Genomic DNA, 24,877 nt, shown 5'->3' with positions numbered 1-24,877 from the left:
TTAAATGACCGTCTGTGTAATAATCGACTGTAATTAAAACACTTATATTAGCCAGACACCCAGATGCAACAGGTAATCGACATCAAGTGGTGGCAGCTGGGCTTGTTCAGCCTGACCCTGCTGCTGCCCTTTGCTATCAACGCGCTGTATCAGCTCAATATTGGCAAAGAAGCCGTGATTGGACTGATCCGCATGGTCGTACAGTTATTGCTGGTTGGCCTGTATCTGGAATATCTGTTTACTCTCAATAATCTCTGGGTGAATCTGGCCTGGTTATTGGTGATGCTGCTCATTGGCAGCAGCGCGATTCTCAGTAAAGCCCGCCTGCCAAGGCGCCCGCTCTTTGTGGCCGTGTTTATCGGACTGTGCGCCGGACTCTTACCCCTGTTAAGTTTTGTCACTTTGGTGATTATCCAGCCAACGCCCTATTACCACGCCCAGTACTTGATCCCGCTGGCAGGCATGTTGCTGGGCAACAGCCTCAATGCCAACATCGTTTGCCTGCAACACTTCTTCGATGCCTTTACAACCCGCTGGCCCGAGTATGAGGCCGCACTATCGCTGGGTGCACAGGTGCGCGAGGCCACTTTGCCCTTTGCACAAAACGCGCTGCAAAAGGCGCTTGCGCCGATTCTGGCAACCATGGCCACTACAGGCCTGGTATCACTGCCCGGCATGATGACCGGCCAGATCCTCGGCGGTGCCAGCCCCATGGTCGCCATCAAATATCAGGTGATGATCATGATAGCCGTCTGGGTCATGATGAGTGTGTCAATTACCGCATGCTTGTTTATTGCCATACGTAGTGTGATTAGCCCGCAGGGCAGACTAAATTCTGAGTGTCTGGAACAAGGAATAGCCGAACGTGGCTAGATAACAATGGGCACACCTACCTGGCCTATATGGAAGATAAGGCCAAACTGCTGCGAGCTCTTTTTTTAAGCACTAACTAAAACATGAAAGTAGCGATTGACATGCGGGATCTAGTTTGCATCCTTTACCGATGAGCTTGCTTTGCACAAAGTAAAGCCGCTTGAGAAGCCCTATGATTGTTGATAAGTTAAAATCGCATATAGCCTTAAATGGCTGACTTTCAATATAGTCAGACGGTGGACAAACAGATTAATTGTGGTGAGTGCACAACTATAATTTTTAGGAAGGAACGGTGAAAAAACTTATCTTTTTAACAGCTTTATTTATTGGTATATCTTCATCGAATGCGAGTGAAATAAATCCAAAAGACTTGATTGAAATTTGGGGAAACTCAGAAGATGGAGGGAAAACATTTTGGGGATATGATCAGTACTTCGCTGATGGCAGCCTTAAATCTTGGGGGCAAATTCCCGAGACACCAGTAAAGTACAAGCTCGAGGGAACCTATCAAGTAAAACATAAGTTTAAACTTAGTAGCTGTTTAACCATCAGCAAAACATCTCACCCTGAATTTATACCTACTGGTACGCATTGGTGCGATGAAATCATTAAACTAAATGACAAAGTTTTTACTTTTAAGAGTAGCAATGGAAAAATGACAACTCTATATCGTCAAAACCCAAAATGAGGGCGTTAATTCTGAAATAAAAGACACTCAGCTTGAGGGAGTTGCCCGAAAGTACTTATGTCAATATCACCTGCTTTGGTATAACGCACAATTTTTGGAGTGGGTGTTTTATCAATAATACAGGGCTTCAACTGGAAGAGTAATCTGATGAAATTAATACCATTTATTGCAGGCTGTGCGCTTACTTATATCGGATATGAAAAACTGACTTCAGCGCCACCGGAACAAGTAGGCTGGCTGTTGGTCGCTGGTGGAGGTGTTTTCATTCTGAGCTCCTTCAGCACATCAAAAGGTAAAACCAGAGTTTGTATAGAGCTGAGTAACGACGATTCTGGCGGCGGTGGAAGCTCTGATGGCGGCGGCGGTGACTGATTAAGCCACAGTGTTCAAGGCGAGTACCTAACAACACAGCTCAATGATCTTTCCAAAATGACGCCCGGAGGGAAGTTGATGCCAGAACCAGCAGATGGTGCTTAACAAAGTACCATCCCCAATCGCTCTATTTCTTCACACCCTAAATGACTTACAAGGCTGATACTTCAGCATTTAGTTTAGCTTGGTAATTGGACACAGCACTTGATCAAAGGTTCAACCTTTATAAAATGCTCTACTTAGCTTTATACAACAAAGGAATACCGTGGCTTTAGTCAAGTTTTTTAGAAACTTATTACTCTTACTGTTATTGCTTTATATCGCTGTTTTGACGAGCAAGACTGTGCAAATCTTTCTATTACATAAGATGAACTTAATGGGCTCAGGTTGGGATGATGGTGCTGTACAGATATTTATGGAAAACAAAACAGAATTTAAGCCTGTCATACTCGATATGTTGGACAACAATAACATGAGCGCATATGAGATAGATGTTACTTTTACATTTGCAGAGCTGCTGTTGGATGACGAGGATATTCGGTCAAAGTTAGAGACGATTTCAGAAAGTCACCCCCAAAAACAAGTAAGGTGTTTTTGGCATGATGTTTTAAATGGCCGCTTTGAGCATGCTCCAGTTTTTCCGAATCAGCCCAATAATGGAAAGAATCAATTTGTGGCGTATCGGTTCGTTGATAACGGCACTCGTTGTAAGTAAACCTACAGGTGTTTTAACTTCAGAAAACTAGCCATGAAGCCAAAAGAAATAGGAAAAGCCTACAATCAAATTACCCACCTCTGGGAGCATGAGGAGTTTGATATGACCAATGGCATTGCACAACACCAGAGGGCGATTCGTTTTGTTAAATATCGCGGCAATGCGCTGGATATTGGCTGCGGTTGCACAGGTCGTTTTATCGAGTTGCTGGTCAATGAAGGCTTTAAGCCAACTGGTTTAGATATTTCAGAAGAAATGCTTGCTCTGGCAAGGCGTAAGCATCCAGATATTTCTTTTGTGCAAGGTGATATTTGCACTTACGAGTTGCCAGATAAATATGACTTTATAACAGCATGGGACAGCATCTGGCACATACCTTTATCGGAGCAAAAGCCGGTACTCGCTAAGATCATCAACAGCCTCAACCCCGGAGGCGTGTTTATATTTTCATTTGGTGGCACAACGCAGGCTGGTTGCCACACTAACAATGCTATGGGGCCAGAGGTTTACTATTCGTCACTTGGTGTAACCGGGTTCTTACAACTATTCATCGACATGGGCTGCATTATCAGACATTTAGAGTTCGACCAGTACCCAGAGGTTCACACTTATCTGGTTGTAGAAAAACCGTGATCTGTACATCAACTCAAGAACCCAAAAGCATATGGAGGCACATTTAACCCAGGCTAAGCCCAAACTGTTCCAAAGGCTCATTCATTGGTAAAAGTGACGCAGATAGAAAATAAAACTATATATTACAATTTGTTATAGACTTCTTTGCACCAAACATAAAACTATTTAAGTAAAAAATAGCTTTTTAATAAGACAGCAGAATACACCGCATCCTAAGCTGAATAACAGACAACAACGTAAATTCAGGTGTTTTATGTCGCACAATTCCAGACGTCACTTTATTAAAAATCTCGCAGCAGGCACGCTGGCAGGTGCTTTTGCCTCCGCCGCACAGGCTCAAACAATGCTGACTCCCAGAGAAATGGAAGGACCTTATTACCCCATTACCCCACAAAAAGACCAGGATGCTGATCTCACCCGGGTGGCCGGCAAGTCCGGTGTGGCTCAGGGAACGCATATAGAAATAGCCGGACAAGTATTTGATCATGAGGGAAATACCGTTGAAGGTGTCACGTTAGACTTGTGGCAGGCGAATGCTTTTGGCAAGTATCATCACCCTCACGATACCTGCGAGGCACCTATCGATGAACACTTTCAGGCCTGGGCCATCATACAAAGTGGCGAACAAGGACGGTTTCGTTTCAAAACCGTGTTCCCGGGTGCCTACCCGCTCAATGCCAATAGTCAACGCACACCGCATATTCACCTTAAAGTGTCTAAGCTGGGTTACGATACACTACTGACTCAACTGTACTTTCCGGATCACCCGCTTAATCACAAAGATGGCCTGTTTAAACGAAAAAGTGCACAGGAGCAGGCGCTTATGACGGTCAAACGAACTAAACGTGAAAATCATTACCTGTTCAATTTGGTGATACAAAAGATCCCACTTTAGAATTTTTAACATCCCTTATCAGCTTCATTCTAAATGATGAGCCCACACCTAGTGCGGGCTGACTCATTTTGCTTATGCATACCAAGTACAGGAACAAGGTAACACGCTGATCTAGATAAGTTTTATATCTCAAGGACAAAACGCCACTTTTGAATAAATGCTCTAGATACAAAATGGCAAAAAACAGAATAAAGGATGACTAAAAAGTCAAAATATACACATTTATTCCTTATTTCATTCCTACACTAATGTTGGAATCGCAATTTTATATTCCACACAATAATGAGCTTCCCGGCGATATGCCGCGGGGGCAATACACACTCTCAGTTACGTTACAGACAGCAGTGTGCAAACGCTACCCAACCACACACTGTTGTTAAGGATCATACCTATGAAAGCAAGAATATTCGGGCTATGGTTGCTGCCTATGAGCTTATGGTCAACATTCGTTCAGGCAGACACCAACCTACTCCCCACCCCACAACAGTTCACAGCAAAAGTACACAGCAGCAATCAAGTTGCGCTAAGCTGGCAGGCACCGGAAGATACCAGCAACATTAAAGGCTATCGCATCTATCGGGATGGCAAACGCATTGCCCGAACCACACTCACCTTTTACCAGGATGACAGTGCGATGGCGGGTACTGAATACAGCTACTTTGTGCAAGCTTTTGCCAAGGGTAAAGATAAAAACAAGCTCACCAGTGAACCGTCAAACACCGAAACGGTGACTACGCTGGCAAGTGATAGCAATGATGGCATGCGCAATGGTTCAGTAATAAATATTGGCATTGCGCGTTTGGTCGATTTGTGCGGTACTAACGACCTCAATGCCGTAACGGATGAGCAGCTCGATACCTGCATGGGCAAAGTCATTGAACATTATGAGTTGCAGCAGGGGCTGGAAGATATGCAAGCCTATGTGGCCCGCTATCGTCGACAGGAAGACCCGAAACTGATTGATCTGGGTAAACGACTGTTCTTTAGTAAGGCGCTGAGTCAAAACTATGATACCTCCTGCGCTTCTTGCCACCACCCTGCACAAGGTTGTGGAGGCGATGGCCTGTCTTTATCCATCGGCGTCAATGCTGAGAACCCAGATGTCATCGGACTGGGCCGCACCGACGGCAGCACTATCCCTTCTGTTGGACGCAGTTCGCCACAGATCTGCAACACGGCCCTGTGGGTCAACAGTATGTTCTGGGATCAAAGGGTAAAACTGCGTCAGAGCAACCGTGAAAGTGAAGTGGGCCTGGTATCCACGGCCCCGATTATGACCCCTGAAGATGACGTAACCCGACTGATGAACAGCCAGGTTGCCAATACAGATCCCTTGCGTCTGTTAATGGCTCAGGCTCATTTCCCTGTCACCGCAGCCGCTGAAATGGGCGATCCAACCAGTTTTGAGTCCCCACAAGTCTATCGTGAATTTATTGCCAGCCGGCTGACCGATGAATGGAAAAGCCACTTCGCAGCAGCCTACGGCGACGAGCAAGTTGATTTCTTGCGTATCGCCAGAGCACTTGCGGCTTATCAGGCCTCATTCTTGTTTATCGACAACCCTTTTTTCAACTACATCGAAGGTGACATGGCTCGCCTGAACAATACAGAAAAACGCGGAGCATTACTGTTTTACACCTCAGCAGGATGCGCTAACTGCCACGATGGCGTAATGTTTACCCCGGAAAAAACCCGCGGCCCGCTTTACCCCCAGATTGGGCCTAACGCCGTCGCCGATGGTAATGCCAAAAACCAGTTCCGCATGCCGAGCCTGCTCAATGTTGGGATCACTGCACCTTATGGTGATAAGGGCGTTTTCCCCACACTAGAGCGCGTTATCGAACACTACAACGACGTAACTGGTTCCCTGGAAGACTTTTATCACAATGTTGAAACCTGCCAGCTGCCACAATTTCAGCACCTGACAACAGAGCAGTGCCGCCAGATTGTTGGTGGGGGCGAAGCATTTGTTCTGGCACTTAACGCCGAGAACAGAGCAAATTCAGACAGAGGCGATGATGCCATTATCAAACACTTCACCAGTGATGAAATACATTACCTGGCCACCTTCTTGCGCTCACTCACCGACCCCAATGCGGTGGCTGGCAGCAACGCGATAGATGTGCTCATCCCGCCCCGAGATGGCGGACCTGATGGCCACCAGTTTGATGCCATAGACAAAAACGGCAATCCGCTTTAACTCGACCCAACCAAAAAGGGCTGCCTGTGCAGCCCTTTTTATTCACACTTTTTCTCAACCAGATAGCGCCTACATATAACTCTCAGCATCATAGAAAAGCTGTTTCAGTGTCCCGCAGTTAATAAACTTATAGGCCAATTCACCTTCGCTGGGTACCCGTTTAGAAGCCCGAAATTTTTGCAGGCACGCCCCCGTTAAGTCTACAAAAATCAGGTGGTTAAAACTGGGTCTTTGCTGTATTTTGTGAACGTAAATACGTTCCGTTTTGTTGATTTCAATCATGTCATACTCATGCCACTGAGACGCAGGCTCCAGCTTGCTGAGCTTTCGGGCAAAAAGTTTATCACTGAGCACCAACTGTCTTTGTGGGTATACCAGCCTGCCTCCACGCGCATAATGTCCCTCATAAACATCTGCGGTGATCATAACTTCCTCTCCCCGCTCCAGTCGTTGCAAATTAAACGGCTCCGGTTTAATGGTGATTAGTTTGGCATCACGAACCAGACTCAGAAAAGCCACATCCGGGTTCTCCAGTCGGTATACGACATGAATATCATTGGGTAAGCTGTACGACGGAAAGTTGGTCGCATAAATACGTGAACCTCGGTTCATCAATGCCATGCCATGCTCCCCTTTGTAAGCGGGGTTCAGTGGTGGGGCTTGTTTTTCATCGGCTGAAGCCTGTGCTGTAAACAGTAAAATAGCGAGCAGAATGACTCTCATTGTTGGTTCCCTCTGAGTGTTTCCACTCAGTATAGCAAGCAATGATTAAGACATCCGGGTACAAGTGTGCTGGAGCATGAGCCCCTTAAAACTTACTTTGTTGGCCTCTGGCGACACAGCCCATCATGACTTTATAAACCAACCGGCCTTGAGGTTACACTTACCCTTTACTGGCAGGCAAAAACGAAAAAGCCGCCCGGGGTCAACCGGGCGGCAAAACATCAACGTTGCCAAAAGTTAAGGTTATGGCTGAACCGGGATCAGATTGAAGTTTTCAAGTCTGCCGTCCAGGTTTCGGTGCGCTTCAATTTCAGCGAAGAAAGCCTGACCATTGCGTGTCGCTGGCGTAGCCACCGTATAGAATACAAAGTTAAGACCTGCAACAACCTGTTGCTGAGCCGCCAGAATGTCATAGCGTACACCAACCAGTGATTCAATCTGCTCAGCCGCTGCTTTCTCAGCTTCAGTGAACTCATCACGCAGTGCTACACCATCGAACGAACCGATAGGTGGAACAAGAACCGGACGGCTCAACACGCGCTCTGCAGTTTCGGTGTATTTGTCATCCAGCGCATGGATCACGATAAGCTCTAGTTTGTTCACTTTTGCCACGTTCGGTGCAACAACTGGCTCAACCAAACAGTAGAACGCATAGTTTATACCATTAACCACCTGAGACTGACCTGCCAGTGGGGTGATTTTTACACCATCGCGCTGATTAATGTGCTCAAACGCATTGATAAAGTCTTTGCTGAAATCTTTCGCCAGTACAACTGAACCATAGGCACCAAGGTTATGAACTGTCTGAGACATAATTGTTTCCTTATTATTTCCAGTAATCCCGCACCATGCGGGGCTTATTCAACTGGCACTCAGTGTAGATGCGAATCACATGCTTGTTGGTATCAGTTTAGTATCAGTTCGGTATCAGTTTCTCTGCCCCCAAACCTAAGACATTAGGGTGAAAAAATGCTGACAGTGTGTAGTAAAAAGTGGACACTTTAATTGGCGTTAACAATTTGGCAAAAAGCGTTCAAGGCTGCTAGCCTTAGCATCCAAACCAGTCAGGAGCATTTCAATGGACGGTAGAGTCAAACTCAATTGTCATCGGCTCAAGGAGCTAAGAAAAAGCCTGGGCTTGAGTCAGGAGAAACTGGCATGCGCTTGCCAGGATCAGGCTTTATGTGTGTCAATTGCCACGCTGAAACGTGCCGAGTGCGGCAACCGGGTATATTACCGCACAGCAGGCGACCTGGCACGCTTTTACCAGATCCCCGTTGCTGAACTGTTGACCGAACAATGAACTCCAGTCATAAAATGAAATGCCTGGCATTTCGAGCGTGATCACGCCTCCCGAGTCCAGGCTTCACCTATATCTAAAAGACGTGATCATGTTCATCTCTGGTGTCGGGTTTGCATTTGACGTATTTGCTCACTTACACGCTTTAATTCACCGGATTGAGTCATCGTTAAACTAAGCCGAGACTGATCTTCAAAGACACTCATAATGTGCGTATATCGCACGCATATATCCACTCAAACTGATGACAAAAATTGCTATGTTGGGGTAAATCTTGTACTCTTCCGGCCCGCATTCTTCAGAGTACACAAACATGAGCTTCAGCAGTCTTGGCTTATCTCCCGAAATTAATCAAGCCGTAGCCGATCAGGGTTACTCAACACCAACCCCTATTCAGGAGCAAGCCATCCCCGCCATCTTACAAGGCCGGGATATTATGGCCGCAGCCCAGACAGGCACAGGCAAAACAGCAGGCTTTACCCTGCCCATGCTGGAGCTGTTGAGCAGCAAACCAAAAGTAAAAGCCAATCAGGTCAGAGCACTGATCCTGACACCGACCCGCGAGCTGGCGGATCAGGTCTGGCAAAGTGTTGAACTGTATAGTAAACACCTGACTTTGTCCTGCCAGGTTGTCTACGGTGGCGTGAAGATCAACCCACAAATGATGAAGCTACGCAAAGGGGCCGATGTACTGGTGGCGACACCGGGCCGGTTGCTCGACTTATACCAACAAAATGCGGTGAAGTTCGATCAGTTAGACATTTTTGTGCTCGACGAAGCAGACAGAATGCTGGATATGGGGTTTATTCACGACATTAAACGCCTTATTAAGTTACTGCCACCGCAGCGGCAGAATTTATTATTTTCAGCCACATTTTCTGATGAGATCCGCTCCCTCGCCAAGGGACTTATTCAGGATCCCGTTGAGATTTCCGTGGCACCGGCCAACAGCACCGCCAAAAGCGTCACTCAGTGGGCCTACCCGGTAGATAAAAGCCGTCGTACCGCCTTGCTCAAACACCTGATTAACACACATGGCTGGCAGCAGGTACTGGTCTTTACCCGCACCAAACATGGCGCTAATCGCCTGGTACGCGACCTAGAAAAGAGTAAAATTAACGCCGCAGCCATACACGGCAATAAGAGCCAGAGTGCGCGAATGAAGGCACTTGCAGGCTTTAAGAGTGGTAAGTTACGGGTCTTAGTGGCCACTGATATTGTGGCACGAGGTCTGGATATTCAGGAATTACCCCACGTTGTCAACTTCGACCTGCCCAATGTGTACGAGGACTATGTACATCGTATCGGCCGTACCGGTCGCGCCGGTGCCACCGGCGAAGCTGTCTCGTTTGTCAGTGAAGATGTTGCCAGCGATCTGTTCGGCATTGAACGCTTGATCCAGCAACTGATCCCACGCGTTGTAGAGCCTGGGTTCGAGCCTCAAAACCCGGTGCCTGAGTCGAAACTGGACACTCGTCCAATTAAGCCAAAGAAACCGAAAAAGCCTAAGAAACCCAAAGCAGCCACAGCGGAGCAATCCGCACAGCGCAAACAGGCGGACAAGCCCAAAAACGGCCAAAAGCCACAATCCGGGAATGATAAAACCGCTGCGCCAAAACGCCGCAGAAGACGTCCTGCCAATAGCCAGGGCAAACCAGGCGGTAATAAGCCTGCGGCACAGATAAAGCCAAACTAGAGAGAGCCTCCTGAAGCACTCTGAATCTCAACACCCTATGTCACCAGGCAGGCACGGTATTGCGCGCTCTGCCTGCGTGTCATGTTATACTCACCCTTTCAATTAAAAAGAAGCCCGCTATGAGCACCGCTACGCCATTTTCCAGTATCAATCTATCACCTTCTTTGTTAGACAACCTGACGTCGCTTGGCTATCACACCATGACAGAAATTCAGGCTCAGACCTTGCCACAGATCCTGGCTGGCAAAGATGTCATTGGTCAGGGAAAAACCGGCTCCGGTAAAACTGCAGCATTTGCCCTTGGCTTGCTCAGTAACCTGAGAGTAAAACGCTTTAGAGTACAAGCCCTGGTGGTTTGCCCTACCCGCGAGCTGGCGGATCAGGTTGCCGTAGAGATTAGAAAGCTGGCGCGTGCCATCCATAATATCAAAGTACTGACCTTGTGCGGCGGCGCTCCCATGGGGCCACAAATTGGCTCACTGGAGCATGGCGCCCATATCGTGGTTGGGACACCAGGTCGCATCGAGGAACACCTGCGTAAGGGCCGTCTGTCATTGGATGAGGTCAATACCTTTGTCCTGGACGAAGCAGACCGCATGCTGGAAATGGGCTTTGAAGAAGCGCTGGACTGTATTGTGTCGCACTGCCCAACCCAGCGTCAGAACCTGTTATTCAGCGCCACCTACCCGGCCAAAATTGAACAACTGGTGGGTCATATTATGCGCGACCCGGTTAAAGTGGAAGTAGTTGCACAGCATGATCACAGCACCATAGAGCAGCACTTCTATGAAGTGGCCGACAATGAAGCGAGGGATGCTGCACTCCATAAGCTACTGTGTCAGTTTCAGCCCGAGGCAGCGGTGGTGTTTTGTAATACCAAAGCGCAATGTCAGGACGTCAGTGATATGTTGCAGAGCTCTGGCTTTGACAGCGCGGCCCTGCATGGCGATTTGGATCAGAAAGACCGTGATAAAACACTGGTACGCTTTGCGAATCGCAGTTTAACCATCCTGGTTGCAACCGATGTGGCGGCGCGAGGTATAGATGTTGACCACGTCGATATGGTTATCAATTACCATATTGCCCATGACCCCGAAGTACATGTCCATCGTATCGGACGCACCGGCCGGGCAGGCAAAACCGGCGTCGCCTGTTCACTAATGAGCTATAAAGAGTCCCATAAAGTGAATATGCTGGAAGATTACCTGAGCCTGGAGATTGAGCCAACCCCAGTGCCTGGCGAGCAGGTGCTTGCGAATCAAGTTAAACGCGCCCCTATGGTCACCATACAAATTGATGGCGGCAAAAAAGCCAAACTGCGTCCTGGTGATATTCTGGGTGCACTGACCGCTAACCAGGCATTGCGTGGCGATCAAATAGGTAAGATAAAGGTCACAGCTATGTCCTCATATGTTGCCGTGGAGCGTAAGTACGCCAATCAGGCTGTCAAGGTCATCAGCGACGGAAAAATGAAAGGACGCAATTTCAGAGCCCGTAAACTTACCCGTTAACGCCTTGCCCTGACCCGCGCTTGGTTACTTGAGATGACATACTCAAATGTCACCTCGGGTAGCCACACCTAATACCAATTTCACTTAATACCTGTTCAATTTGAAGGAGCAAATAGGGCGCTAACGGCGTTAAAAATTTCTCATTTAGAACAACTAAATAGCAAAATTTTCGCCTTGTTATCGAGCCTATTTTCTCGCCTCAAAATAGAACACTTGATTAAGCAAATTGGTATAAACCAATTCTTCCCCACCTAGAGATACAATTGCGAATTATTTGCATTTACTGTTTTCATTGCAGTTTTGTTATGATATAACACACGCACTGAATTATTGGAGAAGAAAATGAAGCCAGATATCCATCCTGATTACCACTTAGTTGCCTTTCACGATACCTCGGTAGACAAGTATTTTATCGTTGGTTCCACGATTAAAACCGATCGCACAGTAGAAGTAGACGGCGTGACTTATCCGTATGTCCCTATTGACGTTTCCAGTGAATCTCACCCTTTCTATACCGGTAAGCAGAAACTGGTTGCCAGCGATGGTCGGGTTGCACAATTCAATCGCCGCTTTAAGAATCTGGCAGGCAAAAAGGGATAATCACCATGAAAGTACTCAGTTCATTAAAAAGTGCCAAATCCCGCCCGGGTTGTCAGGTCGTCAAACGCCGCGGTCGCGTGTATGTGATCTGCAAAGATAACCCGCGCTTCAAAGCCGTGCAGGGCAAAAAGAAGAAAAAGCGCTAAGTCTATCCTCTTAATAGAGCCAGTGTGCTTTACACTGGCTGCTTTCCCCGCGATCCTCTGAGCATGTTATCGACCACTTTAGCGACTGATCAATTACTATTTTTGTCTTAAATCAAACAATTAAACTCATTATATTGTATTTAAAATAGGGATATGCATAATGCAAAAGGTTCCACTTTTGGAACCGTCGATGAACGACATAAAAAACAAAAAGGAAATATTTGATTATGAAATTAATGCAAACATTGAGTGTTTTAGCATGCATGCCTACCCTAGCTCTTGCATCACAATTACCCACAGATGCACTGTATCACCTTAGCACAGGAGCCAAAGTCACAGCTCAGTCGTCAACACTGGACATGACACCCAAAACACACTTATTTAACTCGGTTATACGTGCGGCCCAGGCAGATACCCCTGCAGCCAGTACTATCACCCCCATGTGTCAGACTTTGTCACTCAACACCGTTTACCCTTTCGGCGGTATGACGGTAGGACAGCAACCTTGTTTTCACTTTGAAGTCACAGAGCCTGGTAAAACGACAGCGTTTCTATTCGGTCAGTCAGCCGACACCAATATTAATCTCAGCATAGTGCGTCACAACCCGGACAATACCTTTACCCTGATGGCCAATTCTGCCAATGCAGCGAATGCCGATGAGTTGGCCGCCGCTCTGACGGAGCCTGGTCATTACTATTGGCTGATGGATGTGATAGCAACGGATAGCTCCGATATCAAGTTTGGCGCCATATCATCTACTCAGGCTCAGCTTGACGACTTTGAAGCGAATGACTCAATTGCGACTGTCACCATGTTGCCCGACAAACAAAACCGTGTGAAAGGAAACATAGACAACGTATTCGACTATGACTATTTCGCCTTCACCGCCGTGCGGGGCCAGGACCTCATTGTAAAACTCGAGGACGAAGCGAAAACGGATGAGTTTGTACTGGAAATATACAATGGTGGTAACTGGCAACCCGTCGCCGTAAACAAAGCCGAGACTATTTCTCAGCTGCAGGAAAACCAAAGTGTTGTAGTTCGGGTGAGTGGCAACCCAAATCTACAAAATAACCCGGCTAATCAATATACTCTCGTATTGGGCTCAGTGGTCGCGTCGTTTTCCCATGACTCGGTCAGTGGCGAACATGGGGTAGAGCGGATCCCATATTCAGCATTTAAAGCCCCCTACCTGACCACTCAGGCATACCGGGATCTGAACTGGACAGTCACGTTGAATGACTCCAAAGGCCACCCTGTCGAAGGCGCTGAAGCCACGTTTAAGCTGATCCGAGATTTTGACTCAATTGATGACGTCAGAAACCCATATGAAGATTTTGTCGTAACATCTGATGCAAATGGTAAAGCATCTGGTGGTGTTAACTTAGGCCGTTGCTTTAGTGATTACACCGTAGAGCACTCGTCATACAGCATGGGCTACAGAAATACCTGGCGCACAGACTTCCTGGTCGGTGCATGGCGGATTGAAATCGATTCTTATGAAGAGAAAGTCATTGGCATCGGTGGTACTCAGCACCCATATGTCTACATTGGTCACTTGTGTGATCAGGATTTAGTATCGAGCACTCGTAATTAATCCAACATCAAAACAGGCCAGTCTGCTGGCCTGTTCCGTATCAAAAGCAGTTATAGCTGTCTGGCATTACGCTGCAACTGACCACCAATACTATCTACGAGTGTAAACTGGTTAAGTCTCGCATCACCCAGTTTAACTTGCGCATCACTCTGGCTACTTTCTTCCATCAGCGCTTTAAAGTCGATAATGTCGGCAAAGTTGCTGCGATTAATATCGTATTTGGCCCAGTAGTCCCCACTTTCATTGGGGCCTTTAAGTAAATCAATCCCTTCCATCATTGTATCCTGAAAGGTTTTTGCCAAAGCCACGAGCTCTTCGTTTTCATTCAGCTTCTCTTCGAGCAGTTGCTTTTCACTGTCTGTCAGGTCATCACCGCTGACCACCAGTGCCCCATCTTCATTGACGGAAAAGCCCCAGTCTTTGTCACTCAGCCCCGGAGATAGTTGCTCAATTTCCTTAGTTACTTTGGCAAACTCAGCACTCATATCCTCTGCAATTTTAGGGATCGAAACGGCAAACAATAGTCCAGTTGCAGCATCCATTCGCTCACTGTATTGCTCTGGTGTTTCTTGGTTTTCAGATGAGGTGATAGCCAGAGGCCGATCATAAACGAGTGCCGGTGATGGTGCTTGTGCGCCGTGATATACATCTTTGGCAAGTGTACTTTGTGCTGAGTCGGGTGAGCTGGAAACGGGCTGTTTTGCGTCTTTAAGGTTACCTGAAGAGGCCACCTTGCTTTGCAGATCAAGTTGCGCTGCAGGCCCGCCACTGTGCGTGTTCACTTTCATGCTATTTTCCTTATAGATGTCTTAACTTGTCGCTTAAGCCAAACGCTTAAACTAACAACAATGGCTTACATTATAATCGTAATCGACCCATAACCGTTAAACTTTAGTACTAAATGACGATCTAAATGCAATTGAGCCCTTAGTCCCAAAATCGGTGATGTTTAATTGATATATGCCCGTACACAGCGTCAAACTCAAGCCAAAGTAAAAGTTTGTAAACATTAACGGTACATTAAACCTAAACTAACATATAGGGTCTATGCTGAAAAGGAAATAACAAAAAAGGACCTAACATTATGACTAAATCTGCACATCATTCAGGCGCTTCTGACGTAACCGTAGACATGAACCCCATGTTGGATATTGTCTTTATTCTACTGATCTTCTTTATCGTTACCGCAAGTTTTATGCGGGAAACTGCCCTGCCAATCAATCGAACCGATCAGGCCGTAACCTCAATTGTGCCGAGCCTGACACCCGTCTTTACGATTGACGCAAAAAACCAGATTTATCTAAACAACAGAAAAATCGATATAGATACTGTCAGTATCAATATTGCCCGTCTTGGTGCGCAAGGCGAACTTACCAGTATCAGTCTTCGTGCACACCCGGATAGTCAGCATGCAACGCTGGTCGGTGTCCTCGATGCCATCAAAGCACAAACCTCAGCACCTGTGTCTTTGGGTGACACTCTCTAGTGAGTAAAATTCAATAGTAAATAGCGCAGCCAGACCCGGGACTAAACCGGGTCTGGCTTAGTGTTTTGCAAACTGAATATAGTCAAACCATTTTTGCTGTATCCCAGCTAACTTGCCGTTACTACTGATAGTCGAAAACGCATCACGGTAGCGGGCAACCAGCTTAGGGTCAGAGGTAATATTGAAGGCAATGCTGAGGTTTGTATTAAGCTCTGTCAACTCTACAACTTTGGCCAGGGTATTGAAATCCATACCTGCCTTAGTCGCTCGTTGCCAGATGGTTTGCTCAGTCCCTACCACCAGATCGAGGCGGTCTTTTTCCAACATCCGCAACAGCTGATCTTCATAGCTGAGGGGTTTGAGGTTTGAAAACTGGTGTTTTGCCAGATACTGGGCAACGTTAGAACCTCGCAGGACCGCCACGCGATATTTTTTAAGTAACATCAGCGAGTCAGATTGTGCGGGGAAGCGTCGGGCCAGGCCCCATAAATAGATAGGATCCGTTTTGACTTCACCGATCCAGTTAAAATAAGGGCTTCTCGCTTCGGTATGTACAATCGAATAGATAAGTACATTCTGTGTCGTCAAGGCTGTTTGGTAGGCACGCGCCCAGGGCATCACCCTTATGTCGGGTATATCGCCGGCCTGCTGGCACAGAGCATGAACAACTTCGGTCATAAACCCACCTAAACTGCCATCCTCATTTTTGATTTGATAAGGATATAAGTACTCGGTCACGACCTGTAGCGTGGCCGCTCTGACTGGTAATACAGTGAAAAGCCAAAGCACCATACCCATAACTGCAAAAAGTTTCACCACGCCCCCGGTACCAAAATTACCTTACTGTTAGTCTAGGGGGCACAGAAATAATTGCAATTTACTCAACAAAATTAAACATAGCGCGTAAAGTTTCATACTTTTTGACGATACAGCCAAGCTATTTTATTTTCTTCCAAATCTCCCGCTCCACAAACTTGCCATTTTCATACAATTCATGGTGCCACAGCTCTCCTTCAACCTTATAAGTAAAGGCCATCTCTCTGCCCAACAGAGTACTGACATTGCCATACTCGTAGGTCTCAATAAATTGGTTACCTTTGAGTACATAGGTTCCTCCACCCGCGTATTTGAATTTCCCCTGGCTTTGGGTGATGTAGCTATGGTGCGTGGGTGTGATCAATTTAACTGAGGTTAGCTCGGGCGCCTTAGCAGAGACAATACCCGATTCCGTTGCGTACTGCCCCTCGACGAATTCCCAGCTGCCCAGTAAAGGATTAGCCATGGCTGTGCCACTCAAAAGTGCCGTTAAAATTAGAGATTTCATATAGGTTCCTTGAAAAACGAAATGCCTTAAGAGTGTTACATACTCGTTGTAGAAAAACAGTTGAGGATCTCTCATGTAGGTACAAACTGAAGATACTGAACGCATACACCACTGGCGTCTTTAATAACCTGCCGCAAAAAAGTACATTTATTGTACAAATAAGTGAAATGACCTTGCCGGTTGTCAGGTCTTCTTGTCGACATTCTGACTCACTAACACGAGGCCAATATGAACATAGCAAGTATACCTTTTTGCGCACTGGTATTATTTACTCTGAGTGCTTGTGGTGGAGGGAGTGGTGGAGAACCAACCAGCACCAGTAACACTGAAACCAGTGCAACAACCAGCACAAATACACAAAGCAGCACGGATACAAGCTCGAATTCTGGCAACAGCGATAGTACTAACACCAATGCCAATGACGGTGATCAGGCTGCAGAAACCGTGACTTATCAACTCACCTTTACCCGGACCTGGGAAGCCGAGAATTTTCCTACTAACTTCCCAGGAAATTCTCACTTTTCTCCTTTGGTCGGGCTCACCCATAATCAAGATGGGTTTATCTTCAAACCGGATACCACAGCCTCTGCCGGCATGATCAGTATGGCTGAAACAGGGTCTAAATCCGCACTAAAAGACGAAATCAGCACCATTCAGAACGCAGGTAACTCAAATTACCTCATTGATGAGTCTGGTGTCTCAGGCAGTGCCAAAAGCGTCACATTTACCTTTGAAGCCAGTCAGCAATTCCCTCTGTTGAGTGTCGTTTCTATGGTCGCCCCGAGTCCGGACTGGTTTATAGGCCTAGAAAGCTTCCCTTTGTTTACAGACAACCAGTGGATTGATAGTCAGACCATTCAGCTTATGGTGTATGATGCAGGCAGCGACAGCGGGCCGCGGTTTAGTTCAGCGAACCAGGCCACCAGCCCCGCTGAGCCGATTATGTTACTTACCAGCGACCCCAGTGACAGCGATTTTTCACAAGGGGTGCATGCCCAGTCAGGTGACTATATTGGTATGATAGAAATAAAGCGCCTGTAATTGTGCTCGCCTTCCACTTACCTGTTTCGGGTCAGCGCTACATCACGCGTTGACTCCGCCACTTAAACCATAGCCACAGGAAATAAGTTAACCTTTAAATTCAAAACCTTAAATTAATACCTTCGCCTCTTCTGAACTTTACGCTTGTGTTTCCTTATCGATCAGGACACTCACCTGCAAAGCGGCTGATATAACCGGAATAAAACAACAAGAGGCAAAGCTATGAAAGTTCCTTCAATGATGGTTTGTACCGCCTGTCTGATGCTCAGTGGCTGCGGCAGTGATAATAACGTGACCCATTCCTCAAAGCCTAAGTCGGCTGATATACCCATCACGCCCAGTGATTCCAGTCAGCCTATTCAGTTTGATATCCATGCTGATTATCAAAGCTTGCTTGATCAGGTCGTTGAGGCAGGATTAACTGGTGTATCGGTTTATATAGATACACCTGGGTGGTCTTCAACCTACACCAGTGGCCTGGCCAATAAAGACACCAATGAACCACTCAAACCGGCGCATCTGTTCCGTATTGCTAGTAATACTAAGAGCTTTGTCTCGACGCTGGCACACCTCATGGCCCAGCAAGGCCAGATTAATCTGGACAGCCCTATCAACACTTACCTGCCCGAAGAGATTAACGCTCGTTTGCCTAATACCAGTACCATCAGAGTCCGTCACCTGCTGCGTCATACTAGCGGCCTGAAGGACTACCTGAGTGTTCCGCAGTTCTGGCATAAAATCAAAGCAGAGCCTAATCACGATTGGCAAGTCACTGAAATGTTGAGCTATATTTATGATGAGCCAGCACAGTTTGAAGTCGATAGTCGTTTCGACTACTCCAACACAAACTACCTGTTGCTTGGGATAATACTGGATGACTTACTGGGCTACGATCTTGCTATTGCGATTCGCCAGCAGATCCTGGAGCCACTGGGGATGACCGAAACCTATTACAATCAGAGGGAAGCTTCGGGTGGCGAACTGGTACATGGCTATGAAATGGAAGAGGACGGCCTCACTAGCTACCGCCACATCAAGCTGGGGTATCGCGCTGCAGATGGGGGAATGGTGAGCACACCAAAAAATCTTAGCTTGTTTTTCAGCGCCTTTGGTAAAACCCAGGCACCGTTTAACGCGGCGATTAAAACGCAAATGCTCGAAAACCTGAACACCATGGATGCAACCAGGGAGTACGGTGCCGGGATTGTGCGCAAAACAGAAGAAAGCACTTTTTCGTCTTTGTCAGGTAAAGTGGCTTATATGCATGGCGGTTACAACAATGGCTATATATCAAGGAGCTATTACTACCCGAAAGAAGACGTCAGCATCAGCATATTCTACAACCGCGTATTTAACCGCCAAACAGAGCAAGACAAGCACAATATGGTTAACGCGTTTCGCGAAGCACTGCGAGCCAAAGTCTTTAATGAACTCTAATCATGGTCTCAGCCGGTGGTCATACCGGCTGAGGCTCACTGTTTATTAAACAGGTCAACCAGCGTTCTCATTGGAGGTACACCAACCCTACTCTGGGAATCGGCATGGGTAGCGAGTCGCTTCCTCTAACACATTAGTTTTACCGTCATAATCTTGGTTTTCGATCACCCCGCTGTTTGACATGTTAATCAGCTCCGGCTTTTGTGCAGGTTCTTTGAATTCGGCAATGGCCAGTTAACACTTAAGGTCCGGGCATTGCAAAAGTCCTGAGCTGGCTTTGTGAAACGCTTTACAGGTACTAATCCGGATTTGTGCAAAAAAACTGTACGCAGGATTACAACGCTTAGGCAGCATTACCTGACTGATTGAAAATCTCTCATTTGCACTGTTCCCATAAACACGATTTTATAGACCTCTTTTTGCTCGATGTTTTCAGGGACATGATCACTATGATGACTCATCTTAAGGCTTTGCTTTATGGCGTGTTTATTTGCTTAATGGTGCTTACTACTGGGCAGGTTCAGGCGCATAACCACACGCCAATTTTGATGCCTGCGCCCACCTCGCTCGTGCAGTCGGCACAAACACTTACATTAGATCGGCCGTTGGTACTGTCGCTAAATGGTCTGTCAGCTCAGCGCAGCGCATTTGTTCAGGCTTACTATCGAGAGCAATTCACTGAGTTTGGTTATCAGGTGTCGGCTGCCGCCTCCGAGCCCTCATTGCCCTTAGTTGTGACTGTACAGACTCCACAAGGTGCCTCTCATCAGCATCCACAACTCGGGCAGAATGAACACTATCAACTCAGTATCACCCAAACTGGCATAACGATTAGCGCGCCGAATGATTTTGGCGCATTGCACGCGTTGGCCACTCTCAGCCAGCTACTCTATGTTGCCCGCGACAGCCGAGAACTGGCGCTTCTGCACATAGAAGATAGCCCCCGATTTCCCTGGCGTGGACTGCTGCTCGACAGCGTCCGCCATTTTATTTCGATTCCGGCAATTAAGCGTCAGTTGCGTGGTATGGCCGCAGCTAAGCTGAATGTCTTCCACTGGCACCTGACGGATGATCAGGGCTGGCGCTTCGCGTCAAAAACGTATCCCAGGCTACACCAGCTTGCCTCGGATGGTCAGTATTATACCGGGGCCGAAATCAGGCAGGTTGTTGAATACGCCAGCAACCTTGGGATCCGAGTAGTCCCTGAATTTGACGTGCCCGGGCATGCCTCCGCTATTGCGGTGGCCTATCCCGAGCTGATGACAGAAGTGAAACCCTATCAGATGGAAGATGGTTGGGGCGTGTTTGAACCCTTGCTGGACCCCAGTAAACCTGAGGTCTATGCCTTTATTAACGCCATTGTCGCTGAACTGGCCGAACTCTTTCCTGACCCTTATTTACATATTGGAGGCGATGAAGTAAATCCAAAACATTGGCAGGACAGTGAGCGTGTGCAGTCATATATGCACCAGCATAAGCTAAATACAAGTGCCGATCTTCAGGCTCATTTTAACCACAAAGTACAGGTCATCTTGCGTAGTCACAACAAAAAAATGATGGGCTGGGACGAGATATTTCATCCCGCGCTGGATAAAGATGTAATGGTTCAATCCTGGCGTGGTAAAGCCAGCCTCAGCCAAATTGCGGCTCAGGGATACCCGGCGTTGTTATCAGCCGGCTTTTATATCGACCAGCCACAGCCTGCCAGCTACCATTATCGTAATGAACCGTTCGATACTGATCTGCAGCAACCACACGCGTTAAACACTCAGGACGCGATTCAGGCCTGGGACTTTACCATGCCAAGGCTCAAAGGCAGTGCAGTCAGGGGTAAACTGGTACTGGTGGCACACCAGCAATCGGTCCGCCACGCCTACATACAACTTAATGACAGGCCGTTTAAGCAAGCCCGACTCGATAGTCACTTGATATCACCCGATGCGGGTCTGTCGCGACTCAATGCCACTATTGACAGTTGGATGGGGCCGACCCGCGCCGAGCTGACGCTTGATGCGAAAACGGGTATTTCAGGACGGATCCTCATTGGTAACGCAGTCTATCCGGTGACAGGTAAGTTGGCTGCGCATTTTTCTCATGCTGACTTTGTAAATATGCCCTTCCTGAGTGCCATGAACGCAGAGGCGAAAGGCAATATTTTAGGCGGCGAGGCGACGCTGTGGAGTGAGCTGGTGACGGAGCAAAACCTCGATATACGCAGCTGGCCGCGCCTGTTTACAATTGCTGAACGTCTCTGGTCCGAGCGAAAAGTGAGTCATGAAGCGGCCATGTATCAGCGCCTTTATGCATTATATAGTTTTGCCGATGCCATTGGCTTGCACCATGACAAGCAATTTCGCCGGGGTCTGCAATCACTGCTCAGCTCCCAGTCCAGTGATGCAGACCTGGCAGTGCTGGCACGTTTTGCCGAACAGCTGGAGCCTGCCAGCTACTATACCCGCCATCACATAAAATATCAGCAGGGGCTGTATCATCAGAATGCCCCCTTGGATCAGCTGGTGGACTTCCTGCCAGTAGAGAATCAAACCATGCTAATGCTCTATCAAAAACTGGCACAGTTCAGACAAGGCGATGGCAACGCGTTGCAGCACATTACCGCCACGCTTAAAGCCTGGCATACTGATTACCGCTTATTAGCGCCTCTTATTGCCAAAACTCCGACGTTGCATGGACTGCAGACAACTCTGACACAAGCCAGTGCCATCAATGAAATAAGCCTGGCGATTATTCGCAGTTGTACAGTCAGGCCATCCGTCTCAACACAGCGCATGCAGCACTTTGCCGAACGCCTGAAGGAGATCCAGAATAAAACTACAGAGATAGTCGTTGCAGCAGGGGTTTTCAGTGAACATTTGCTGGAGGCGTGTCGTGCAGATGGAACCTCGTCGGATTCCGTCGCCATGGCTCGTTAATACACCCGTAGTTTAGGTTATTTCTTGATATGACATCGCGCAATGCCATAAAAACGTAACATATATTGAAATATTGTTTCTTTTTTGGGTTTCTAGTGTGATTATGATTGTAGTTTTAATGTGCTTTAAATTGTATAAGGAAAATTTTAATGAAAATAAGTTTAGTTAAGAAAAAGTTGAAGTCACTAACGCTAGACAGCACGCATCTCAACAAAGCCGCCACTCGCCAGATTGCAGGAGGTCATTTCTCCATTGTAGATCAGTGCCAAAACACCAGCGGGACGGGTGAATGTGATGATTCCTACACGGAAGATTGCCCTACCAAGGAGTGCAACGGCCGTTAGCCGACCAGGCTATGGACTCGCGCCATAGCCACCTTAGTTATTAGGTACTAGCCAGAGCCCGCTTGCTTTCCTGTGTCATCACCCACAGTCGGCTCTGTCAGCACATTCCCTATTAACCCTCTGAGCCATAAACTTTTGTCATCCAGCTGACGTTTCTTCAGCCACAACATAGCTATATCGAAGTCCGGTACCGGTAATGGTGGCGTAAAATACTTCAGGCCAGCATCTTCGCATGCCAGCTGCGCCATTTTTAGTGGCACAATGGCAACCAGGCGGCGCTGTCTGAGCAAGCGCTGTATCGTCAGGAAATTACGGCTTGCCACAGTTACCCGGCGAGTTAATCCCGCTCTGGCCAGCAACTGGTCCACCTGAGTAGTTAAACGCCCATCCGGACTGACCAAGGCATGCTCAGTCTCAGCGAAGGCCGCCAGTTCCAAGGGCATTTGCGTTGCAAACTGTGCGGGGTCAACCAGGCAAACATGGCGCTCTGTGTACAAGATAAGGTTGTCAAAAGACTCGTCTGGTTCGGTAATGCTGCCAATAACCAGATCCAACTTCTCTTTCTCGGTCAGGGTTATGTAGTTGCTGCGATTGACGTTGACAAAACTGATCTGCGCTTTAGGCGCCTCTGCACGAATGCGATCGTAAATCACAGGCGCAAAGTTTAGTTCAGCATAATCAGTCAGGCCGATGCGACAAACCCCGTCATACTTTTGCGGCACAAACTGAGCTTTATTGAGCAACGTCTCGGACAAAGTATCCAGCAGTTGCTCCAGAGCAGGAGCGATCTGATGGGCATATTCGGTGGGCTCCATGACATGTCCTTTGCGCTCAAACAGCTCGTCGTCAAACAAGCGTCTTAGTCTTGCCAGGCTGTGGCTCATTGCCGACTGACTGACACAACTTTGCTCGGCCGCCTGACTGACACTGCGACAACGATATAAATAGGCAAATGCGACCAGTAAATTGAGATCTATCTGGCGCCATGGCACATCATTGAAGCTCATACTCTCAATCCTATATGGTTCATAGTGTGAATCAAAACTATTAATTTGAATCATTCTACGTCATTTTTTACTCTATCGGCAGTCCTGATAACAGAGCACACGCTACTATGTTCGCTATTTTTAAAACCTTCTTTTTACTCGGCTGGATAAGCTTTGGTGGCCCGGCTGCCCACATTGGTTATTTTCGCCAAACCTTTGTGGAGAAACTCAAGTGGCTGGATGATGCTGACTATGCTCAGCTGGTAGCATTAAGCCAGTTCTTACCTGGCCCGGGCTCAAGCCAGGTCGGCTTTGCGCTTGGCTACAAACGCGGTGGTCTGGGAGGCGCCTGTGCGGCCTTCGTTGGTTTCACTTTACCCTCGGTCATTATCATGGTGCTCCTTGCCCTGATGGCCAGCCATGTCACAGACACGGATGTGTTTCAGAACCTGGTGCATGGTCTGAAACTGCTTGCCGTTGTGGTCGTTGCTGATGCGGCCTGGGGAATGTATAAAAACTTTTGCAAAAGCACGCTCACAGTCAGCCTGTGTCTGATCACGGCAATAGCCCTGTTGCTGCTGCCGGGGATTATGACTCAAATGGGTGTACTGATCGTGGCGGCTCTGGTTGGTATGCTTTTCCTGAAAGGGAACTCCCAGACGACACACCCCGGTTCACCTTTTAAGGCAAACTGGCTGCCTTTGGCTATATTTGTTGGTTTATTCATAGGCCTGCCTTTTGTTGCCCATCTGACCCCGTCTGTTGCCCTGTTTAATGATTTTTATCAGGCTGGCAGCCTGGTATTTGGCGGCGGTCATGTGGTTCTGCCACTGTTGCAAAATATCCTCGGCGACGGCCTCAGTCAGGATGCATTTTTAACTGGCTATGCCGCTGCTCAGGCTGTTCCCGGCCCGATGTTCACATTTGCGACTTACCTCGGCTATGCATTGATGCCTGCAAACCCAATCACAGGTGCACTACTGGCAACTTTGGCCGTGTTTCTGCCTGGCTTTTTGTTATTGCTGGGGGTGCTCAAAAACTGGCAATTACTGTCCTCACGCCCCGCTATTGCAGGCGCATTGAGCGGCGTCAATGCCGCCGTGGTTGGCCTGTTGGTGGCTGCCCTCTATCAGCCAGTTTTTACCAGTGCAGTGCAATCAACACAGGACATAGCCCTGGTCCTGGTGGGTTTTTACCTGTTAAAACAACTGAAGCTGCATATTGTCTGGCTGGTGATCACCTTTATGCTGGCTGGCGTGACTATGGGGCTGGTTTAGTGCTACGCAGGAGGGGATGCATACTCTCCTTCTTTGCAATCTAATCCCATTCAGGTTGAACAATCTCGGATCAGCAACTAGTTTTTAAGCGCACAAAGGCGA

The 24,877-nt window shown here is 47.6% G+C and carries 24 protein-coding genes; 18 read left to right on the top strand and 6 right to left on the bottom strand.

Annotation, left to right across the window (positions count from 1 at the left end; genetic code table 11):
• Positions 1-63: 63 nt before the first annotated feature.
• From CWB99_RS01235 to CWB99_RS01205, 7 genes are all read left to right on the top strand, one after another.
• Positions 64-873 (top strand): ABC transporter permease, encoded by an 810-nt coding sequence (locus tag CWB99_RS01235; RefSeq protein ID WP_138553270.1) that lies wholly within the window; start codon positions 64-66, stop codon positions 871-873.
• 292 nt (positions 874-1,165) lie between these two features.
• Entirely contained in the window at positions 1,166-1,561 is a 396-nt protein-coding gene (locus tag CWB99_RS01230; RefSeq protein ID WP_138553269.1) for a hypothetical protein, read from the top strand.
• Positions 1,562-1,708: 147 nt separating this feature from the next.
• On the top strand, positions 1,709-1,933 hold the full coding sequence (locus tag CWB99_RS01225) for a hypothetical protein (RefSeq protein WP_138553268.1): 225 nt from the start codon (positions 1,709-1,711) through the stop codon (positions 1,931-1,933).
• A 265-nt stretch (positions 1,934-2,198) separates the two neighbouring features.
• Entirely contained in the window at positions 2,199-2,648 is a 450-nt protein-coding gene (locus tag CWB99_RS01220; protein ID WP_138553267.1) for a hypothetical protein, read from the top strand.
• A 33-nt stretch (positions 2,649-2,681) separates the two neighbouring features.
• Positions 2,682-3,281, top strand: a complete 600-nt coding sequence (locus tag CWB99_RS01215) for a class I SAM-dependent DNA methyltransferase (RefSeq protein ID WP_138553266.1) — start codon at positions 2,682-2,684, stop codon at positions 3,279-3,281.
• A 253-nt stretch (positions 3,282-3,534) separates the two neighbouring features.
• Positions 3,535-4,176 carry a twin-arginine translocation signal domain-containing protein gene (locus tag CWB99_RS01210; RefSeq protein ID WP_138553265.1) on the top strand — a complete coding sequence of 214 codons (642 nt, stop codon included), beginning with the start codon at positions 3,535-3,537 and terminating at the stop codon, positions 4,174-4,176.
• A 391-nt stretch (positions 4,177-4,567) separates the two neighbouring features.
• Positions 4,568-6,376 (top strand): cytochrome-c peroxidase, encoded by a 1,809-nt coding sequence (locus CWB99_RS01205; protein WP_138553264.1) that lies wholly within the window; start codon positions 4,568-4,570, stop codon positions 6,374-6,376.
• Between the two features lie 69 nt (positions 6,377-6,445).
• Here the strand turns inward: CWB99_RS01205 and CWB99_RS01200 are convergent, their stop codons facing one another.
• Both CWB99_RS01200 and CWB99_RS01195 read right to left on the bottom strand, forming a co-directional pair.
• Entirely contained in the window at positions 6,446-7,099 is a 654-nt protein-coding gene (locus tag CWB99_RS01200; RefSeq protein ID WP_138553263.1) for a hypothetical protein, read from the bottom strand.
• 243 nt (positions 7,100-7,342) lie between these two features.
• Positions 7,343-7,912: a hypothetical protein gene (locus CWB99_RS01195; protein WP_138553262.1), complete on the bottom strand. Its 570-nt coding sequence runs from the start codon at positions 7,910-7,912 to the stop codon at positions 7,343-7,345.
• A gap of 265 nt (positions 7,913-8,177) precedes the next feature.
• Between CWB99_RS01195 and CWB99_RS01190 the strand changes: the two genes are divergently transcribed.
• The 6 genes from CWB99_RS01190 (at position 8,178) to CWB99_RS01165 (ending at position 13,950) form a co-directional block, all read left to right on the top strand.
• Entirely contained in the window at positions 8,178-8,402 is a 225-nt protein-coding gene (locus CWB99_RS01190) for a helix-turn-helix domain-containing protein (RefSeq protein ID WP_138553261.1), read from the top strand.
• A 310-nt stretch (positions 8,403-8,712) separates the two neighbouring features.
• Positions 8,713-10,095 (top strand): DEAD/DEAH box helicase, encoded by a 1,383-nt coding sequence (locus CWB99_RS01185; protein ID WP_138553260.1) that lies wholly within the window; start codon positions 8,713-8,715, stop codon positions 10,093-10,095.
• A gap of 119 nt (positions 10,096-10,214) precedes the next feature.
• Positions 10,215-11,606 carry an ATP-dependent RNA helicase DbpA gene (gene dbpA / locus CWB99_RS01180; protein WP_138553259.1) on the top strand — a complete coding sequence of 464 codons (1,392 nt, stop codon included), beginning with the start codon at positions 10,215-10,217 and terminating at the stop codon, positions 11,604-11,606.
• 342 nt (positions 11,607-11,948) lie between these two features.
• A complete protein-coding gene (locus CWB99_RS01175; protein ID WP_010384175.1) occupies positions 11,949-12,206 on the top strand; it encodes a type B 50S ribosomal protein L31 in 258 nt (85 codons plus the stop codon).
• A 5-nt stretch (positions 12,207-12,211) separates the two neighbouring features.
• On the top strand, positions 12,212-12,352 hold the full coding sequence (ykgO, locus tag CWB99_RS01170; RefSeq protein ID WP_138553258.1) for a type B 50S ribosomal protein L36: 141 nt from the start codon (positions 12,212-12,214) through the stop codon (positions 12,350-12,352).
• A gap of 227 nt (positions 12,353-12,579) precedes the next feature.
• Positions 12,580-13,950 carry a hypothetical protein gene (locus CWB99_RS01165; RefSeq protein ID WP_138553257.1) on the top strand — a complete coding sequence of 457 codons (1,371 nt, stop codon included), beginning with the start codon at positions 12,580-12,582 and terminating at the stop codon, positions 13,948-13,950.
• 50 nt (positions 13,951-14,000) lie between these two features.
• Here CWB99_RS01165 and CWB99_RS01160 read toward each other — a convergent pair whose 3' ends face one another.
• On the bottom strand, positions 14,001-14,738 hold the full coding sequence (locus tag CWB99_RS01160) for a hypothetical protein (RefSeq protein WP_138553256.1): 738 nt from the start codon (positions 14,736-14,738) through the stop codon (positions 14,001-14,003).
• Between the two features lie 296 nt (positions 14,739-15,034).
• On the opposite strand from CWB99_RS01160, the gene CWB99_RS01155 reads away from it, so the two are divergent.
• Positions 15,035-15,436 (top strand): ExbD/TolR family protein, encoded by a 402-nt coding sequence (locus tag CWB99_RS01155; protein ID WP_138553255.1) that lies wholly within the window; start codon positions 15,035-15,037, stop codon positions 15,434-15,436.
• A 57-nt stretch (positions 15,437-15,493) separates the two neighbouring features.
• On the opposite strand, the gene CWB99_RS01150 is transcribed toward CWB99_RS01155, so the two are convergent.
• Both CWB99_RS01150 and CWB99_RS01145 read right to left on the bottom strand, forming a co-directional pair.
• Positions 15,494-16,252, bottom strand: coding sequence for a substrate-binding periplasmic protein (locus CWB99_RS01150; RefSeq protein WP_138553254.1), 759 nt, complete (start codon positions 16,250-16,252; stop codon positions 15,494-15,496).
• A 121-nt stretch (positions 16,253-16,373) separates the two neighbouring features.
• On the bottom strand, positions 16,374-16,760 hold the full coding sequence (locus tag CWB99_RS01145) for a hypothetical protein (RefSeq protein ID WP_138553253.1): 387 nt from the start codon (positions 16,758-16,760) through the stop codon (positions 16,374-16,376).
• A 228-nt stretch (positions 16,761-16,988) separates the two neighbouring features.
• Here CWB99_RS01145 and CWB99_RS01140 point away from each other — a divergent pair, with 228 nt between their 5' ends.
• From CWB99_RS01140 to CWB99_RS01130, 3 genes are all read left to right on the top strand, one after another.
• Positions 16,989-17,801 (top strand): spondin domain-containing protein, encoded by an 813-nt coding sequence (locus CWB99_RS01140; RefSeq protein WP_138553252.1) that lies wholly within the window; start codon positions 16,989-16,991, stop codon positions 17,799-17,801.
• 222 nt (positions 17,802-18,023) lie between these two features.
• Positions 18,024-19,238, top strand: coding sequence for a serine hydrolase domain-containing protein (locus tag CWB99_RS01135; RefSeq protein ID WP_138553251.1), 1,215 nt, complete (start codon positions 18,024-18,026; stop codon positions 19,236-19,238).
• Between the two features lie 449 nt (positions 19,239-19,687).
• Complete coding sequence (locus tag CWB99_RS01130; protein WP_171045228.1) at positions 19,688-22,168, top strand: beta-N-acetylhexosaminidase; 2,481 nt, start codon at positions 19,688-19,690, stop codon at positions 22,166-22,168.
• A 391-nt stretch (positions 22,169-22,559) separates the two neighbouring features.
• Here CWB99_RS01130 and CWB99_RS01125 read toward each other — a convergent pair whose 3' ends face one another.
• The gene (locus CWB99_RS01125) at positions 22,560-23,519 is read right to left on the bottom strand and encodes a LysR family transcriptional regulator (protein WP_138553249.1); all 960 of its coding nucleotides are present in this window, start codon (positions 23,517-23,519) and stop codon (positions 22,560-22,562) included.
• Between the two features lie 107 nt (positions 23,520-23,626).
• Between CWB99_RS01125 and chrA the strand changes: the two genes are divergently transcribed.
• Positions 23,627-24,775 (top strand): chromate efflux transporter, encoded by a 1,149-nt coding sequence (gene chrA, locus CWB99_RS01120; RefSeq protein WP_138553248.1) that lies wholly within the window; start codon positions 23,627-23,629, stop codon positions 24,773-24,775.
• The last annotated feature ends 102 nt before the right edge of the window (positions 24,776-24,877 follow it).

This window comes from Pseudoalteromonas rubra (genome assembly GCF_005887095.1).
GTDB classification, from domain to species: Bacteria; Pseudomonadota; Gammaproteobacteria; order Enterobacterales; family Alteromonadaceae; genus Pseudoalteromonas; species Pseudoalteromonas rubra_E.
The sequence above is the reverse complement of the archived record's forward strand: the minus strand, read 5'-3'. Positions and strand labels throughout refer to the sequence as shown.

Coding starts and splice junctions, on each gene's coding strand:
- CWB99_RS01235 (WP_138553270.1), top strand. CDS start 64: ATGCAACAGGTAATCGACATCAAGTGGTGGCAGCTGGGCTTGTTCAGC.
- CWB99_RS01225 (WP_138553268.1), top strand. CDS start 1,709: ATGAAATTAATACCATTTATTGCAGGCTGTGCGCTTACTTATATCGGA.
- CWB99_RS01215 (WP_138553266.1), top strand. CDS start 2,682: ATGAAGCCAAAAGAAATAGGAAAAGCCTACAATCAAATTACCCACCTC.
- CWB99_RS01210 (WP_138553265.1), top strand. CDS start 3,535: ATGTCGCACAATTCCAGACGTCACTTTATTAAAAATCTCGCAGCAGGC.
- CWB99_RS01205 (WP_138553264.1), top strand. CDS start 4,568: ATGAAAGCAAGAATATTCGGGCTATGGTTGCTGCCTATGAGCTTATGG.
- CWB99_RS01200 (WP_138553263.1), bottom strand. CDS start 7,099: ATGAGAGTCATTCTGCTCGCTATTTTACTGTTTACAGCACAGGCTTCA.
- CWB99_RS01195 (WP_138553262.1), bottom strand. CDS start 7,912: ATGTCTCAGACAGTTCATAACCTTGGTGCCTATGGTTCAGTTGTACTG.
- CWB99_RS01190 (WP_138553261.1), top strand. CDS start 8,178: ATGGACGGTAGAGTCAAACTCAATTGTCATCGGCTCAAGGAGCTAAGA.
- CWB99_RS01185 (WP_138553260.1), top strand. CDS start 8,713: ATGAGCTTCAGCAGTCTTGGCTTATCTCCCGAAATTAATCAAGCCGTA.
- dbpA (WP_138553259.1), top strand. CDS start 10,215: ATGAGCACCGCTACGCCATTTTCCAGTATCAATCTATCACCTTCTTTG.
- CWB99_RS01175 (WP_010384175.1), top strand. CDS start 11,949: ATGAAGCCAGATATCCATCCTGATTACCACTTAGTTGCCTTTCACGAT.
- ykgO (WP_138553258.1), top strand. CDS start 12,212: ATGAAAGTACTCAGTTCATTAAAAAGTGCCAAATCCCGCCCGGGTTGT.
- CWB99_RS01165 (WP_138553257.1), top strand. CDS start 12,580: ATGAAATTAATGCAAACATTGAGTGTTTTAGCATGCATGCCTACCCTA.
- CWB99_RS01160 (WP_138553256.1), bottom strand. CDS start 14,738: ATGAAAGTGAACACGCACAGTGGCGGGCCTGCAGCGCAACTTGATCTG.
- CWB99_RS01155 (WP_138553255.1), top strand. CDS start 15,035: ATGACTAAATCTGCACATCATTCAGGCGCTTCTGACGTAACCGTAGAC.
- CWB99_RS01145 (WP_138553253.1), bottom strand. CDS start 16,760: ATGAAATCTCTAATTTTAACGGCACTTTTGAGTGGCACAGCCATGGCT.
- CWB99_RS01140 (WP_138553252.1), top strand. CDS start 16,989: ATGAACATAGCAAGTATACCTTTTTGCGCACTGGTATTATTTACTCTG.
- CWB99_RS01135 (WP_138553251.1), top strand. CDS start 18,024: ATGAAAGTTCCTTCAATGATGGTTTGTACCGCCTGTCTGATGCTCAGT.
- CWB99_RS01130 (WP_171045228.1), top strand. CDS start 19,688: ATGATGACTCATCTTAAGGCTTTGCTTTATGGCGTGTTTATTTGCTTA.
- CWB99_RS01125 (WP_138553249.1), bottom strand. CDS start 23,519: ATGAGCTTCAATGATGTGCCATGGCGCCAGATAGATCTCAATTTACTG.
- chrA (WP_138553248.1), top strand. CDS start 23,627: ATGTTCGCTATTTTTAAAACCTTCTTTTTACTCGGCTGGATAAGCTTT.